This is a genomic window from Clostridium ihumii AP5, from assembly GCF_000612845.1.
GTDB lineage: Bacteria > Bacillota > Clostridia > Clostridiales > Clostridiaceae > Clostridium_J > Clostridium_J ihumii.
On the sequence record NZ_CCAT010000043.1, the window covers coordinates 58,399 to 75,844 of the forward strand.

Genomic DNA, 17,446 nt, shown 5'->3' on the forward strand with positions numbered 1-17,446 from the left:
ACAGGAATTATTTAAAACGTTAAATAAAATTAACAATTAATGATAAAACTGATGTATCTAAAGCAATAGGTATATTTACTATTAAAACTATGGTCAGTAAGAATATTATAATGGGGAATTTATTCTCCAAAATGAACTTTTTATGGATAAATATTATATTAATTTTATTTGAAGTACAAATAAAAAAATTGTAGCGGGGATTTCAATCCCCGGGGATATTCACCATAATTCTTAATTGGTTTCAAATACAAATCGATAAATTATAGGAACAAAGTGAGTAATAACTACCATAACTTTTCACTCTTAGTTCTTACCTGATTTTCAATATAAAAATAGAAATAACATGTAACTTTAGTACTATCATTTGAGAAAGAGATTAAAACCATGTGATAAGGAGGTTTTTTTATGATGATATATAAATTGTCAACTGGTGATGAAGTACATAGATATGATAAAAGTATAGTTATACCTTTTAAAGGTGAAAGAAAGGTGGTTAGTTCAGGGCCTTTAAATGGAGGTTATAGAGAAGATTTGAAGTATGTTTTTAATAATGATTCTAATCCTGGTGCAGGAATTGCTTGTACAATGAAGGGGGAAACTTATGAAGAACATATGATGATAACAGCAACAGAGCTTGGACTTGATGGGGAATTTGCAAGTGGTCTTTGTACTGCTGCATCAATGGATAATGTATCTATAAAAGAGGAAGAGTTTGAAGATGTTAAAGTAACAGCAATAGTAACTGGTGGTATAGATGTGAATGGTGGAAGAGCTGGTGACCCTGCATCTTATGTTGAAAGAAATAAAAAAATTAGTAAGTTAAAACTAGGAACTATTAATATTATTTTGGTTATAGATGCTGATTTAGCAGAAGGAACAATGGTTAGGTCAGTGGTTACAGCGACAGAAGCAAAGACAGCAGCAATTACAGAACTTATGGCAGGAAGCATGTATTCAAGAGGACTTGCTACTGGTTCAGGAACTGATGGAATAATAGTAGTTTCTAATCCAAGTTCAGATAATAAGTTAACTGATGCAGGAAAACATTCAAAGCTTGGTGAACTTATAGGACTTTCTGTAAAGTCAGCAGTAAAAGAAGCACTTTTTTTACAAACAGAATTAAGCCCAAAGTATCAACATAGCTTTTTAAAGAGAATGAAAAGATTTAAAGTAGATGAAGATATACTTTGGGAAAAATACAAGAATATTTGTATTCATAAAAAAGCTCAGTTAGATCTAACAAAAGCAGAATTTATTAATAGTGTACATAAAATTGAAAGAAACAATAGACTTGTAACACTAACATCCTTATATGCGCATCTTATAGATGAATTAGATTGGGAACTTTTATCAAAAGAAGAAGTTTCATTAGAATGTATTAATATTTTAAATGAAATTTGCAGTAATTTTGATTTAGAAAGTCCATTAAGTGGTCATGCTAAGTTAAATATTAATGATGAAGATTCAAAAGACCAGATTATTTCAAAATTAATAGATAAATTTATACTTATTATAACACTTGTAGCTGGGGTGAAAAGAGATGTTTAATATAACATTTGTAATGTCAAATTTTGATGCACAGTATAGATTAAAAGAAGTTTGTAGAAATTTAAAGGAAGAATTTAAAAATGAATTTGTATTTAATTTTTTAGAAAGTAGGCAAATTGAAAATGACAAAGAAAATTTAGATGAATATAAAGATATATTTAATAAATCAGATTTTATCTTTATATCACTTCATAGTGGAATTACATATTTTAAAACAGTGAATTCACTGATAGATGAATTTAATGGGAAAAAGAAGTTTTTTATATATTCTTCAGTTGATGGAGAAAATGAACTTTTACTTAGAAAGTCTAGTATATCAAAAGAAGAGTTTGGTAGCATATTTAAATACTATAAAATAGGTGGAAATAATAACTTTAGAAATATGGTTTTATACTTAGCATCTACCTATAGTAGTAAAAACTATAATTATAGTGATGCTGAAAAAAGAGTTTGGGAAGGGATTTATTACAAGGGAAGAAAAGTTGAAGATGAAAAAGAGTATATAAAAAAAGCAAAAGATAGTAATAAGTCAGTAGTTGGAATATTGTTTTATAGTAATTATTACTTTGAAAATAATACAAGACATATAGATAAATTTATAGAAGAAGTAGAAAATTTAGGTGGAGTTCCTTTAGCTGTATATACTGCATCTGCAAAAGATGAATCTGTAGGATATAAAGGCATTCAATATGTTATAGATAATTACTTAATGGAAGAAAATGAGCCTATAGTAGATGTAGTTATAAATACTATGGCTCATGCACAAAGTATTCTTGGAAATCCAGGAGATGGAACTACATATGTAGAAGAAAGCATTTTTGAAAAATTAAAAGTACCTGTGCTTCAAGCAATTGGAACTTATCAAAGTTATGAAAGCTTTAAAAAATCAATTAAGGGAATAGATAGTATGGCACTTTGCGGTAATGTTTATGATCCTGAATTTGATGGCCAAATTATAACAGTAGCTACAGCAACTAATGAGCTTATAAGAGATGCACTTGGAGATAGGTATGCATTTTTCCCTATTGAAGAGCGTGTAAATAAGGTATGTAGGCTAGCACTTAATTTTGCAAAACTTAGAAGAAAAGAAAACAAAGATAAAAAAGTTGCAATAATATTTCATAATATGCCACCAAGAAATGACATGATAGGTTGTGCTTTTGGATTAGATACACCACAAAGTGTTTTTAACATTGTAAATGAATTAAAAAGTAATAATGTTAAACTAGATTATGATTTTGAAAATGGTGATGAAATTATAAATAATATCATAGATTGTGTTAGCAATGATTCTAAGTGGCTAAGTGAAGAAAAGGTTAAAGAAAAAAGCATAGATTTAATAGATAAAGATACTTATATTAGTTGGTTTTCAAAATTAAGTTACAATGTACAAGAAAAAATGGAGAGAGATTGGGGAAAAGCACCAGGAGAATTTATGGTTTATGATGATAAATTCCCAGTGCCAGGAATTCTTAATGGAAATGTGTTTATAGGACTTCAACCAGCAAGAGGATATGAAGATAAAGCAGAAGAAGTCTATCATAGTACAGATATAGTTCCACCACATCAATATATAGCTTTTTATAAGTGGATAAGAAATGTATTTAAAGCAGATGTCATTATACATGTTGGAACCCATGGCTCATTAGAGTGGCTTCCAGGTAAGGAAATAGGGCTTACAGATGAATGTTATCCAGATATAAACATTGATGATATTCCTAACTTATATCCATATATAATAGATGTTCCTGGTGAAGGTGCACAGGCTAAAAGAAGGTCATATGCAACAGTTTTAGATCACTTAATTCCATCACTGATGGAGAGTGGACTATATGGAGAAATGGAAAATATAGATGAACTTATAAAACAATATTATCATGCTAAAAACAGTGATGTAGGTAAAGTAGATGGAATTAAAAATGAACTTATAGAGCTAATGATAAAGAATAATTTTCATGATGATTTAAATATAAAAGAGGAAGAGTTAAGAGAAGATAGTTTTAATAGCATAGAAAAATTACATGGTTGGATTGAAGAAATTAAATGTTCTTTAATAAAAGATGGGCTTCATATATTTGGTGTTGCTCCAAAAGAAAAACGATATGTAAATATGATAGTTGCACTTTTAAATTTACCTAATGGAGAAGTTCCTTCATTAATAGAAAGTGTATGCATAGCTAAAAATATAAATTATAACACTTTAAAAGATAAGCCTTATGAAAAAAATGAAAATGATGAAACTAATTTAATGATTTTGGACAAGCTTTTAGATTTAAGTAGAAGAATTATAGATGATTTTCATAAAGAAAATTATAGTGAAGATTCTATAACTTCTATAATTACAAAATATTTTGATAAAGAAAAAGCAAGTGATTTAGATAAAGTACTTAAGTTTGTTTCAAAGGTTGTAACTAAAAAGTTAAATGATACAACTGATGAATTAAAAAATCTTATTAAAGGTGTTAATGGAGAGTTTGTATCTAGTGGTGGTTCTGGATGCCCAACAAGAGGAAGAGTGGACATATTACCTACTGGTAGAAATTTTTATACGATAGATCCAACGTCTGTTCCAACTAAATCAGCTTGGGAAGTTGGCAAAAGACTAGGTGATGAATTAATAAATAGATATTTAAAAGATGAGGGGAAATATCCTGAAAGTATTTCAATTGTAGTTTATTCAGGGGAAACTATTAAAACTACTGGTGATGATATAGCAGAAATTTTATATCTTATGGGCATTAAACCAAAGTGGCTTGAAGGGTCTCAAAAAGTAGTTGGTATTGAAAAAATTAGTTTAGAAGAGCTAAAAAGACCAAGAATTGATGTAACATTAAGAATTACAGGTCTTTTTAGAGATACATTTCCAAATCTTATTGAACTTATAGAAGATGCTGTTAATCTAGCTTCTAGTCTTCCAGAAGATGAAAAAAACAATTACTTAAGAAAACATGTTTTAAATGAAATAGATGAACTTTTAAGTGAAGGAATTTCTTTAGAAGTGGCAAAAGAAGAAGCTGGTATGAGAATTTTTGGTTGCCCACCAGGTACTTATGGTGCAGGTGTAGATATTTTAATCAACAGTAAAAAGTGGAATGACAGAAATGATTTAGGTGATGTGTATACTCTTTGGGGTGGACATGCCTACGGAAAAAATATTCATGGTAAAAAAGTTAAGGAAGTGTTTGAAAGAAGATTGTCTAGTGTGGAGGTTACTGTTAAAAATGAATCTTCAATGGAGATAGATATGCTAGATAGTGATGATTTTTATAACTATCATGGTGGGCTTGTAGCTGCTGTAAGTAGAGCATCAGGCAACATGCCAAAATCATACTCAGGAAATAGCAGTGATCCTAAAAGAGTTAAATTAAAAGATATAAATGAAGAAACAGCTAGGATAATGAGATCAAGAATATTGAATCCAAAATGGTTTGAAGGGTTAAAAGAACATGGTTATAAAGGGGCACAGGAAGTTTCAGCTATGGTAGATATTATGTTTGGATGGGATGCCACATCAAGTGTTATAGAAGATTGGATGTATGATGGTGTTGCAAGAGAATATCTTTTAAATGAAGAAAGAAGAGATTGGATAAAAGAGGCTAATCCATGGGCAGTTTACAATATGACAGAAAGATTATTAGAAGCAAATAAAAGAGGTATGTGGAATGGAGATAAAGACACTTTAAATGAGCTTAGAAAAATATATCTTAATGTAGAAGGCGATTTAGAAGATTATGTTTAGTAATGTTAAGTTGTTAGTTTTGTGGGTTACAAATGATTGTAATTTAAATTGTAAATATTGCTATGCAAATGGTGGAGAAAAGAAGGAATATATGACTTTTGATACAGCTAAAAAAGCTATTGATATGATTAAAAGTGATAGTTTCAAAATTCAATTTGCTGGTGGAGAGCCAATGATGAATTTTTCTCTTATAAGAGATATTTATAATTATGTTCAAAGTAAAGATAAAAAAATAACATTACAAATGCAAAGCAATGGAACGTTAATAGATGATGAAATTTCTAAAGAAATTAAAAAAATGGATATAAAAATGGGTATAAGTTTTGATGGTGGATTAGACATAAATGAAAAACTTAGAGGGAAAAGTGTAGAAGCTATAAATGGTATAAAAGCTTTAGGTAAAAATGGAGTAATAGTAAATTTAAACACAGTAATAACAAAAGATAGTATAAGAAGTTTAAGTAAATTAATTGAGCTTGCTTATTATCTTGGTAATGTTAATGGAATAGGTTTAGATTTATTAAGAATAACAGGTAGAGCAAAAAAGAATAATTTAGAGGTGGCAAGTTACAAGGATATAGAAAAATATCTTAATGAAGCTTATAAAAAAACTGAGTATTTAAGTTATTTAACAAATAGAAAAGTGATAATAAGAGAAATTGAGGATGCAAAAGGTAGAATTAAACATTCTTCAAGTTATTGTAATACAAATTATTGTCATGCAACTTATGGTGGTTCTATGGTTGTTTATCCAAGTGGAGATGTATATCCTTGTGGATCTTTAAGTGGAAGTAAAAAATATTATATGGGAAATGTACATGATTTGAAATCCTTAAGAATGATTACTATAAATACTGCAGAAAACGAAAGTTGTAACAGTTGTGGATTTAATAATATTTGTACAAAAGGATGCCCAGCTAGAAGTATTATAAATTCTAATGGGCAGGTTTCAAAAGAAGATTGTTACCTTAGAAAAGTGTCATTTGAAATATGTGATAATTTTAATTGATTTAATGGGTTTGAACTGGAAAAATGAAATTATTAAAATATCCAATAAGAACAAAATTATTCCAAGAAACAGTAATTATTTAAAACGTTATTTATAAAAATTTCAAAGAAACTCTAATAAAAGACAAATTAATAAGATTTTCTAAATCAATTTTTAAAGAAATACTTATTTAAATAATTCCTGTTCCTTGATTAAAAAAAGTTTTTCAATTTGAACTTAGAACCCTATATAGCGAAACAAGTTCAAAAGTACAATTATTTTTGTTTCATTTGGGAATTCTAATTAATTTAATTGAAAATGGAAAATTGAAAGTTGAAAGTTGAAAGTGAATGTAAAAATTGGAGATCCAATTTTAAAAAACGATTTTTTATTAGATTTGCAAAGTAAATTATTTAAATGCAATATAAAAACTTAGTTTCTATGGATTTCTATTCAAAAATATTAGGAACTAAGTGAGTAATATCTACCATAACTTTTCACTTTTCACTCTTAATTCTTAATTGGTTTTAACCATGATAATAGAATAAAGTGTAAGCTTAATAATATTACTTGATAAAGATGTTATTTTAAATTTGAAGGGGGTTGAGAGTATGAGGCTTATTAATATGTCAACTTATAGATATGATGTGGAGAGGTTTAAAGGTGATTATAAAGAAATAGAGAAGTTTTTAAATCAAAATTCATTAGATGGTGTTGAATTATTAGGAGTTGGTGCATTGGATGAAGATATAATACCTAAAAGATTAATAAAGGGTGTTCATTTATCTTATTATCCTATATGGGTTGATTTTTGGAATGAAGATGAAGAAGCTTTAAAAAGACAATTTAAAAATGATGAAGAGATTAAAATTTATTATGGAAGTTTGGACAAGCAGGTTTTAATTGAAAAGTTTAGAAATGAAATAAAAATGGCAGATAGAATTGAAGCAAAATATGTGGTTTTTCATATATCACATGTAGAACTAGAAGAAACTTATAATTACAAATTTAAAACTTCTAATGAAAAAGTTTTAAAAGCATCTGTAGAATTTATAAATGAAGTGTTAAAGGGATTAGATACTAAAATAGAAATTCTATTTGAAAATTTGTGGTGGCCAGGATTAACAGTTTTAAATAGAGTAGAAACTAGGAATTTTATTGACAAGATAAATTATGAAAATAAAGGGATAATGCTAGATACAGGTCATTTAATTAACACAAATGTTAATATAAGTTCAGAAAATGAAGCTATAGAATATATACTAAAGGTTTTAGAAGATTTAAAAGATGTTAAATCCTTTATAAAAGGAATTCATTTTAATTATTCATTAAGTGGGGATTATGTTAGGGCACAAATAAGAAAACAAAGAAATGATAAATCTAAATTTACCTTAGAAGAAATGAAGAAAAATATTCATGGTCATGTAATAAATATAGATGAACATAAACCTTTTAGAAGTTATAATGCTAAAAAAATAGTTGAAAGTGTGAATCCAAAGTATTTAACTTATGAATTTATAACTACTTCATTAAATCAATTAAATGAATATGTAGAAATTCAAAATAAAGTTTTATTATAGAAAGAGTGAGAATTGTATGGAAAGAAAGAATATGTATCCGTTTACAGCAATAGTTGGTCAGGAGTCTATGAAAAAGGCATTGATACTTAATGTTATAAATCCAACTTTAGGAGGAGTTTTAATTAGAGGTGAGAAGGGAACAGCAAAGTCTACAGCTGTTAGAGGTATAGCTGATTTATTACCATTAAGAAGTGAGATTAAGGGTTGTGCTTTTAGATGCAGTATTGATGATAAAAGTAGTATGTGTAATGAATGTAAAAGAAAATTTGAGGAAAATGAAAAGATAGAGTTAGTTACTGAGAATATGAAGGTTGTGGATCTTCCTGTAAGTGCCACAGAAGATAGAGTTGTTGGAACTTTAGATATTGAATATGCAATAAAGAATGGTAAAAAGAAATTTGAACCTGGAATACTAGGAGAAGCAAATAGAAATATACTTTATGTTGATGAAATAAATTTACTTGATGATCATATTGTAGATGTACTCTTAGATTCAGCAGCTATGGGAGTTAACACAATAGAAAGAGAAGGTGTTTCTTTTTCACATCCATCAAAATTTATATTGGTTGGAACTATGAATCCAGAAGAAGGTGATTTAAGACCTCAGCTTTTGGATAGATTCCCAATGGTTGTTGATGTTATGGGAGAAAGAGATACTAAAAAAAGAGTAGAAGTTATAAAAAGAAGAATTGAATATGAAAAAGATAAAAAAATTTTTACAGAAAAATTTGAAAATAGTCAAGAAAAGTTAAGAGAAAAAATTGAAAAAGCACAAAGTATTTTAAAAGAAGTCAAATATGATGATGATATTTTAGAAATAGCAGCAATTATAAGTATTGAAATGGATGTAGATGGACACAGATCTGATATTAGCATGATAAAAACAGCTATGACTATAGCAGCATTTAATGGTAGAACTAAAGTTAATAAAGAAGATATGTTAGAAGCAGCAGAATTTGTACTTCCTCATAGAATGAGAAAAAAACCTTTTGAAGAAAAGAGTTTTGATATTTCAAAAGTTAAAGAAATAATTGAGGAAAAATTTTAAATGACTACTAAAAGTATATATCCTTTTGCTGCAGTTATAGGACAAGATGATGCTAAAAAAGCTCTTATACTAAATATAATAAATCCTCAAATTGGAGGAGTTTTACTTTGTGGTGAAAAAGGTACTGCAAAATCTACTTTAGTTAGAAGTTTAGGTGCAATTATAGATGATGTAGAAATTGTAGATGTACCTTTAAATATTACAGAAGATAGACTTATAGGAAGTATAAATATAGAAGATGCCATATTAGAAGGAAAAAGAACTTTTGAACAAGGTATTTTAAAAAAAGCTCATAGAAATATACTTTATATAGATGAAGTAAATCTTTTAAGTGATAACATAGTAAATTCAATATTGCAAATATCATCATCAAAAGTTAATAAAGTGGAAAGAGAGGGCATATCTTTTTCACATGAATGTAATTTTATATTAGTTGGAACAATGAACCCTGAAGAAGGAGAGCTTAGAAGTCAACTACTAGATAAATTTGGTTTATACTTAGATATACATAGTAATAAAAATATTTATGAAAGAAAAAAAATAATAAAGAGAAGATTAGAATATGAAAGTAATCCTATAAAATATATAGAAAAATATAAATGTGAAAGTAATAGTATTTTAGATAGTATAAAAAAAGCTAAAAAAATATTAAAGCTTGTTAAAGTTTCTGAAGAAGCAATGAAACTTGCAGCAGAAATTTGTGATAAAGCTAATTGTGAAGGTCATAGAGGAGAAATTGTAATCATTGAAACAGCAAAGGCAATTGCAGCAGTAGATTCTAGAAAAAATGTGACACTAGATGATATAAAAGAAGCTTCACGCTTTGCTTTACCTCATAGAATGAGAAATCTTCCAAATCAAAAGGAAGATGATGAAAATAAAGAAGAAAACAAAGAGGAAAAGGATGATGATAATAGCTCAAATGAACAAAATAATGAGGACAATTTAAATTCAGAAGATGAATCTAGAAATAATGAAAATGATACTAATAATAATGAATTAGAAGAAGATTTAGATATAGAAAATAAACAAGAAAGCAATAATGAAGGTTCTAGTAGTGATAAATTAGATGATATAGGTAATATATTTAAAGTAAAAAAATTAGATATAAAACCTATGGAAAAAAGGAAAAGAAAAGGTACTGGAAAGAGAAGTAAAACAAGAACAACATTAATTCAAGGACGATATGTAAAATATGATTTTTCAAAAGAAAAAGTTAAAGATTTAGCATTTGATGCTACTTTAAGAGCTGCGTGTATTCATCAAAACAAAAATGAAAAGAAAAGTGTTGCCATAGATATAAAGAAAAGCGATTTTAGAGAAAAGATCAGAGAAAGAAGAACAGGAAGCACTATAATGTTTGTTGTTGATGCAAGTGGTTCAATGGGAGCAAAAAAGAGAATGGAAGCCGTAAAAGGTGCAATAGTGTCACTTCTTACTGATGCTTATGAAAAGAGAGATAAGGTAGGTATGATTGCATTTAGAAAAGGAAAAGCAGAATTATTGTTAGATGTTACAAGAAGTGTAGAACTTGCAAAGAAAAATTTAGAATATTTGCCAACTGGAGGTAAGACACCACTTTCATTAGGATTATCTAAGGCATATGAAGTATTAAAAAATTATAAAAAGAAAGATAAAGACATGATTCAAGTTATGGTAATATTATCAGACGGTAGAACTAATCAAGCTATAAACAAATGTGATCCATTTGAAGAAGCTTTAAAAATAGGAAAAACTATAAGTGAAGAAAAAATACAAACTATAGTTATAGATACAGAAGAAGATTTTATAAAGCTAGGACTTGCTAAAGAACTTGCAACTGAAATGAATGCAGATTACTATAAACTTGAAGATTTAAAGGCAGATGAAATTGCAAAAACAATAAGAAATATAGAATAAATTGGAGAAAATACTTTTCATATTTGGAAAGTATTTTTGTTTAAAACATAAGAATAAAGTAGAATTATAAGAATATTTGAAAGTAAAATAAAACAATATTACAAATATTCATACTTAAATTTAATAAAATAAAATTAAGTCGTATAAAAAATATTGTTTTACGTAAAATATTATGGTATAGTTTAAACACTATGTATAAAAAATTTATACATATAAATTTGAAAAAATAAATTATACAAGCCTTACAATTAAATGGTTTAAAAATCTATGAAGTTTAAAGCTTGATTTAATATACATTACTCTAAGGAGGAGTTGCGGTTGCAAAAAATAGCATTATTAACGGATAGTAGTTGTGATCTAGATAATAAAACTTTAGAAAGGTACAATATTAAGTTACTACCGATAAGAATAATTTATAAAAATAGAGAATATTTGGACAAGGTTAATATAACATCAGAAGAAATGTATGCATCTTTAAAAGAGGAATTGCCAACAACTTCATTACCTGATGTAAACTACTGTAATAAAGTTTTAGAAGACCTTAAAAATGAAGGATATACACATGTAATTGTAGCTACAGTATCAAGCAAATTATCAGGAACATTAAATAGTTTAAGACTATTATGTGAACATCATGAAGAATTCAAATTTGAGTTTTTTGATACTAAAACACTAGGATATCCTCAAGGTGCTATTGTATTAGAAGCTGCAAAAATGATAGAAAAAGGACATAGCGTTGAAGAAGTAATGGCTAATCTTCCATTAATTCAAAATAAAGTACATGGTTTTATAACTTTTAATACTTTGGATTATTTAATAAAAGGTGGAAGAATAGGAAAAGTTACCGGAAAAATAGGAAATTTACTTCATTTAAAACCTGTAGTATCATCTGATGAAGAAGGTGTACTTTATACATATTGTAAAACTAGAGGAAGAAAACAATCAATATCAAAACTTAAAGAGATTCTTATGACATATTTAGAATCATGTAAATGTAGAGTATGGGTTCTAAGTGGAGATGCATTAGAAGAAGCAACTGCTTTTTATAATGATATTAAAAACCATCCTAACATAACAGATGTTTCTTTAGAAACAATAGGAGCAGCTATGGGAGTACATACTGGTCCTGGTGCTTTAGGAATATGCATTTTAGAAGAAAATTAATAAAAAATAATTTAAAAACCAATTAGTGATAATATCATTAATTGGTTTCTTTTTGTAGTTTTATAAATAAAGTTATGCTGTAATGGAAATACTTATGTAAGAAGTGAATATTATTTTATTAATAAAGTGTTGTAAATTATATACATATATAGTATAATACTAATTATTAGTTAATAATTAGTATTATACGAAAGCGTTTTAAGGAGGAATTATATATTATGAAAGATTTATTAGAAAAAGGTGCAGTACTTCAAAGAGACAAGGAAACTTATGCAATTGCTCCACATTTAACAGGTGGTCTTATTACTTCAGATCAACTTAGAACTATTGCTGATGTGGCAGATAAATACAATGCTCAAGCTATAAAAGTTACAGGTGCGCAACGTATAGCTATTGTTGGATTAAAAGAAGAAGATATAGACAGCGTATGGGAAGACTTAGGTATGAAACCAGGTGCTGCAATAGGTCTTTGTGTAAGAAGTGTTAAGATTTGTCCAGGTACTACTTTCTGTAAAAGAGGTATGCAAGATTCAGTAGGAATGGGTACAAAATTAGATGGTGCTTATCATGGAAGAAATCTACCTAACAAACTTAAAATGGGTATAAGTGGATGTCCTAATAGTTGTGCTGATAGCCACACAAGAGATATAGGCCTTATTGGAGGTCCTAAAGGTTGGACAGTTTATGTTGGTGGAAAAGGTGGAGTAAAACCAAGACTTGGTGATAAACTTTGCATTAATGTAGAAGAAGAAAAAGTAACTAAATTAATTGAAAACATAATTGCTGTGTATGATGAAAACGCAGAAGGAAAAGAAAGATTAGGAGACTATATAGATAGAGTAGGCTTAGATGAACTTAAAAATAAATTAGATCTTGAAAATTTTCTTAATGCTTAAATAATATAAAAAATAGATATGCATTTAAGCATATCTATTTTTATTCAAATAATTAAACTGATGTCCAACCACCATCTACAAATAATGCTTGGCCAGTAGTGTAATTAGATGCATCTGAAGCAAAGTAGATTACAGCGCCATTTAGTTCGCCTTCTTTTCCAGGTCTTGATGCTGGACATACTGCGTTATATCTCATTAGAAATGATTCTTCAAATAAAGTATGTTCTGTCATTTCTGTTTTGAAAAGGCCAGGACAAATGGCATTCACAGTAATTCCATATTGAGCCCAAGAAGAAGCCATTCCTCTTGTAAGACCTAATACCGCACTTTTAGATGCTTCATATGCATGAAGTGGAGCAGCTTTAGCAGCAACAGAACTCATAACTGAAGATGTGTTTATAATTTTTCCGTAATGATTATTTTTCATATAAGGTACAACATATTTAGTCATTAGAAATATACCTTTAACATTTGTATCCATAACTCTATTCCATTCATTTTCATCTAAACTGTCAACATCAGCCATTGAGGCTACACCAGCATTATTAAACAATATATCTATTTTTCCATATTCTTTTATTATGCTATTAACAGCATTTTTTACTTCTTCTTCACTTGTAACATCACATTTAACAGGAAGTGCCTTAACACCAAGAGTTTCAATTTCTTTAGCTACATCTTTTAACTTGTCATATCTTCTAGCAAGTATAGCTACATTAGCGCCTTCGTTTGCAAGAGCTTTAGCAACTTGTACACCTATACCACTTGAAGCACCAACTATTACTGCAACTTTAGAAGTTAAATCAAATAATTTACTCATAAAAATTCCCCCTATAAATACTTTAAAAATTGGATATTAACAGTATATTTCATATATATATTCATTATGTCAATAAAAATAAATTGCTTTTTAAAATAAAAGAAGCTGTTACATTTATAAATAATAAAATCTATAAATGTAACAGCTTCTTTTATTTTAAAATTTTATACTACCTTCAAAGCTTATTTTAAGAAGGTTATCTTCGATAGTTATATTTGTTATATCAACAACATTTAAATCATCAAGTGTTAATATAACATCTCCATTTTCACTATTTATTTTAACAGATGAAGTTTCAGTTAAACGTGAAAATAGTATTTCTTTTGGAATATTAAAGAAACCTACTTTACCTTCCTCGTAATGGAAAATAGCATTGCCGTCGCTTACTGAATAAGTAAATTTAAGTTTAGCTTCTAAAGGAATATTTTTATATTTTAGATGTAAATATAAATCTAATGAGTTGTCATTTAAATATATTTTAGAACCAGTTAAATAAGGTTTTAATTCATCTATATTTTTAAATATTTCTATTGATAAGTCAGTAAGTTCTTCTTCACTAAATGAAGCAGTAGCAGTAGCAGTAATTTTTTTATTACTAAAGTTTAAATCATTAGGAATGAATTTTTTTATCATATCACCTTTGTTTATGGTTATTTCAGAATCAATAGGTTTAACTTCAACTTTAGGTTTAAACCAAATGTAATAAATACTAATAACTGCTAATAATAAAACAAGAATTACTGATAATATTATTAATGGTATGCGTAACAAACTTTTCTTTTTACTCATTTTAAAAAATCTCCTATAAATATACTTTAAGATTTGAATTTAACTTCTTATATATTATACCTTATACTTAGTGAAAACATATATGCATTTATAAAATATTTATAAAGTATATGATGTGTATTTTCTTTATATGATATTATATAAAAAATAATAGAATAAAGGATGGGATTATATGGATTATAATAAGCTTAATGCTAACTCAAAAAAGTCATGGTTTATAGCAAGGCTTATAACAACAATTATATTTTCGGGAGTTTTAATTGGAGGTAAGTGGTTTTTAAGAGATTATTTTGATTTAGGTTGGATAACTAAATATAGTTTTGTTATAAATCTTATAATAGCAATTATTTTAGGACTATTACTTTTAAATACATTATTATATCCAATTATAGAATATAAGCAATGGAAATATGCTATAACTGATGATAAAATTGATTTCTCAGAAGGTATATTTTCTATTAAAAGAACTGTAATACCTATAATAAGAGTACAACATATAAAGATAAATCAAGGTCCTATAAATAGGATGTTTAAACTTGCTGATGTAGAAATTGTAACAGCTGGAGGAAGTCATAGAATACCTAATATAGAAATTCAAAAAGCTGAAGAAATTTGTGAGTATTTAAAAAGCAAGATAAAAATAAAGGTGGAAAATGATAATGAATGTAGAGAATAAAAATCATTGGATCTTTATAGGTTATGAAGCAGTAAGTAGTTTAAAAGAATGGTTATTTTTATTAATAATTTTATTCTTTAAAGTTAAATGGTATTATATAGTTTTAGCATGCGTAATAATTTTAATATATTCTATAATTAAATGGTATAATATAAAATTTTATATTAGCGATGAAATGTTAGTTTATAAGCAAGGAGTTTTATCAAGAAAAAAACAAGAAATTCCTTTAGATAAAATAAGTACAGTAGATATGGAACAAAACTTAATAAATCGCATTTTTGATGTTTGTAATTTAAAAGTTGATAGTGGAGCAGTAGGAGATGGACAAACAGAAGTAAAAATCACAGTGAAAATGGATTTTGCTAAGAAATTTAGAGAAGAACTTTTAAAAAGTTATAAAAGTAGTGAAGAGATTAAAGAAGATAAATCTTTAAAAGAATCCTATATAAAAGCTAGCATGAAGGATTTAGCTATATATGGTATTACGAAAAATAAACTAGGATGGCTTGTAGGACTATTTGCTATACTTTCTCAAATAAATGAATTTTTAAGTGAAGACTTTTTAAATTCAATAGATAATAAAGCAGAAAGTTTTGTAAATGGAATAGGAGATATTGCAAAAAATTCTACTTCTATAGCATTTATAGTTATAAGTGTTATATTAGTGATTTTATTTTTGTATATCATTGTAAGTGTAGTATCAATATTAATAGAGATTATAAAATACTATAATTTTACCCTTTATGAAAGCTCTAATAAATTAAATATAGAGTATGGATTAATTACTAAAAAGAAATATTCATTACCTATAGAAAAAATACAGGCGTTAAAACTTAAACAAAATTTTTTAGGACAATTTTTAGGGCTGTATAATATGGAGGGGATAGTTATTGGATATGGTGATGAAGATGATAAAAAAGCAATAATATTTCCAGTTGCTAATGAAAAATTAAAAAATCATATAATAAATACATTATTACCTGAGTTTAATTTTGAGGGACATTTCAACAATCCTCCTAAGAGAGCAATATTTAAATTTATAGTTAAGAGAAATATAATTTCTTTAATTTTAATAAGTCCAGCAGTATATTTTATACCAACAATTCCTTTAAAGTTAATTCTTATAGGTATGTGCATTTTAAGTCAAATTTTATTGGGATATAGAAATTATAAAAATGCATCAATAGGATTAAATAGGGATGTTATAGTAATGAGCAGTGGAGCAGTAGTAAAAACAACTCATTTAATAAAACAAAAAACAGTTCAATCAATTGGGACAAAACAAAATCCATTACAACGATTTAGAAATGTTTGCAATTACAAAGTTGATGTATGCACAAATTACTTTGGGGAAGTAGTTGAGGTAAAACATTTAGAGTGTGAACTTATAAAAGAAATGGAAGAAAACTTAAGAGTATAAACATAAAGTATTAGAATCAAAATAATTTAAGGTTCTAATACTTTTTAATTTTATAGAGATTTAAACTCTTTTTAAAGCAAAAAGTTTAGATATAAAAGCGAGGTGATATATTGAAAAGATTTGAAGAAATTTTATATTTAATAATTATTACTGTATATTTGTTTTTAAATATTTCTACTTTAAATGTTAATGCTGAGGAATTAATAAATTATAAAGATAATAATAATGAGCAGTCACAAAAATTATGTCATGAAGCTTTAATGAGTATGTTATACCCATATATTCAAAGTTCAATTGAAAAGTATTTTGGTACAGAAAGAAACTTTGATTTATTTGATGCAAATGTAATTAGTATAAAAAGGCCTAGTGAAAAATTTGAGTTTTATATAATTATAGAAGTAGATACATATACAGGTGCCCATAATCCACCAGGTGAATTAGTTAGAATGATATTTAAAACAAGTCCTTATGGAACTAAATTAGTTAAATTTCAAGATAAGTATTTATAATAGAGCTTTATATATATAATAATTATAATTTATATATTTTAAAAATAAAAAGTAGTAGGTATGATATAATATAAATTGTAACAATATACAAAAAAGTAGATAAATAGGAGGGAGTTATGAAAAAATTCAAATCAGCAATAATTATTTTAAGTATAGCTATAATAGTTATATCTTTATTATGTTTATTTAAAGTTATTGATTCTAACATAGGAATGCCAATTTCATTTTTAATGATAGGTATATTAAATATAATGTACGCATATAATTCTTTTCAAAATCAAAAGAAAATGGATACTGTAATATACAGTGCAACTTCTTTATTTCTTGTAGTAGTTTCAATTGTAATATTTATAGGTTAGACTTTATTAGA

The 17,446-nt window shown here is 27.0% G+C and carries 14 protein-coding genes; 12 read left to right on the top strand and 2 right to left on the bottom strand.

The window, feature by feature from the left end; genetic code table 11:
- The first annotated feature begins 405 nt into the window (after positions 1-405).
- The 8 genes from BN346_RS06135 to BN346_RS06170 all read left to right on the top strand — a co-directional run bounded on the left by BN346_RS06135 (position 406) and on the right by BN346_RS06170 (position 12,862).
- Entirely contained in the window at positions 406-1,548 is a 1,143-nt protein-coding gene (locus BN346_RS06135; RefSeq protein WP_040327273.1) for an adenosylcobinamide amidohydrolase, read from the top strand.
- Positions 1,541-5,287, top strand: coding sequence for a cobaltochelatase subunit CobN (gene cobN / locus BN346_RS06140; protein WP_040327274.1), 3,747 nt, complete (start codon positions 1,541-1,543; stop codon positions 5,285-5,287). The genes BN346_RS06135 and cobN overlap by 8 nt, the downstream gene beginning before the upstream one ends.
- Positions 5,280-6,296, top strand: coding sequence for a radical SAM/SPASM domain-containing protein (locus BN346_RS06145; RefSeq protein ID WP_040327275.1), 1,017 nt, complete (start codon positions 5,280-5,282; stop codon positions 6,294-6,296). The genes cobN and BN346_RS06145 overlap by 8 nt, the downstream gene beginning before the upstream one ends.
- 590 nt (positions 6,297-6,886) lie before the next feature.
- Positions 6,887-7,855: a TIM barrel protein gene (locus BN346_RS06150; RefSeq protein ID WP_040327276.1), complete on the top strand. Its 969-nt coding sequence runs from the start codon at positions 6,887-6,889 to the stop codon at positions 7,853-7,855.
- A gap of 16 nt (positions 7,856-7,871) precedes the next feature.
- Entirely contained in the window at positions 7,872-8,903 is a 1,032-nt protein-coding gene (locus BN346_RS06155) for a magnesium chelatase ATPase subunit I (RefSeq protein WP_040327277.1), read from the top strand.
- Positions 8,904-10,802, top strand: coding sequence for a magnesium chelatase subunit D family protein (locus BN346_RS06160; protein ID WP_040327278.1), 1,899 nt, complete (start codon positions 8,904-8,906; stop codon positions 10,800-10,802).
- Between the two features lie 318 nt (positions 10,803-11,120).
- A complete protein-coding gene (locus BN346_RS06165; protein WP_040327279.1) occupies positions 11,121-11,966 on the top strand; it encodes a DegV family protein in 846 nt (281 codons plus the stop codon).
- A gap of 215 nt (positions 11,967-12,181) precedes the next feature.
- Complete coding sequence (locus tag BN346_RS06170) at positions 12,182-12,862, top strand: nitrite/sulfite reductase domain-containing protein (protein ID WP_040327280.1); 681 nt, start codon at positions 12,182-12,184, stop codon at positions 12,860-12,862.
- Positions 12,863-12,914: 52 nt separating this feature from the next.
- On the opposite strand, the gene BN346_RS06175 is transcribed toward BN346_RS06170, so the two are convergent.
- Both BN346_RS06175 and BN346_RS06180 read right to left on the bottom strand, forming a co-directional pair.
- The gene (locus BN346_RS06175; protein ID WP_040327281.1) at positions 12,915-13,682 is read right to left on the bottom strand and encodes an SDR family NAD(P)-dependent oxidoreductase; all 768 of its coding nucleotides are present in this window, start codon (positions 13,680-13,682) and stop codon (positions 12,915-12,917) included.
- Between the two features lie 156 nt (positions 13,683-13,838).
- Positions 13,839-14,471, bottom strand: a complete 633-nt coding sequence (locus BN346_RS06180; RefSeq protein WP_040327282.1) for a hypothetical protein — start codon at positions 14,469-14,471, stop codon at positions 13,839-13,841.
- A 172-nt stretch (positions 14,472-14,643) separates the two neighbouring features.
- Between BN346_RS06180 and BN346_RS06185 the strand changes: the two genes are divergently transcribed.
- The 4 genes from BN346_RS06185 to BN346_RS06200 all read left to right on the top strand — a co-directional run bounded on the left by BN346_RS06185 (position 14,644) and on the right by BN346_RS06200 (position 17,435).
- Entirely contained in the window at positions 14,644-15,147 is a 504-nt protein-coding gene (locus BN346_RS06185; protein ID WP_040327283.1) for a PH domain-containing protein, read from the top strand.
- Positions 15,131-16,567, top strand: coding sequence for a PH domain-containing protein (locus tag BN346_RS06190; protein ID WP_040327284.1), 1,437 nt, complete (start codon positions 15,131-15,133; stop codon positions 16,565-16,567). Before BN346_RS06185 ends, BN346_RS06190 begins: the two co-directional genes overlap by 17 nt.
- A 110-nt stretch (positions 16,568-16,677) precedes the next feature.
- Complete coding sequence (locus tag BN346_RS20455) at positions 16,678-17,076, top strand: DUF3888 domain-containing protein (RefSeq protein WP_051540100.1); 399 nt, start codon at positions 16,678-16,680, stop codon at positions 17,074-17,076.
- 116 nt (positions 17,077-17,192) lie between these two features.
- Entirely contained in the window at positions 17,193-17,435 is a 243-nt protein-coding gene (locus BN346_RS06200; protein ID WP_040327285.1) for a hypothetical protein, read from the top strand.
- The last annotated feature ends 11 nt before the right edge of the window (positions 17,436-17,446 follow it).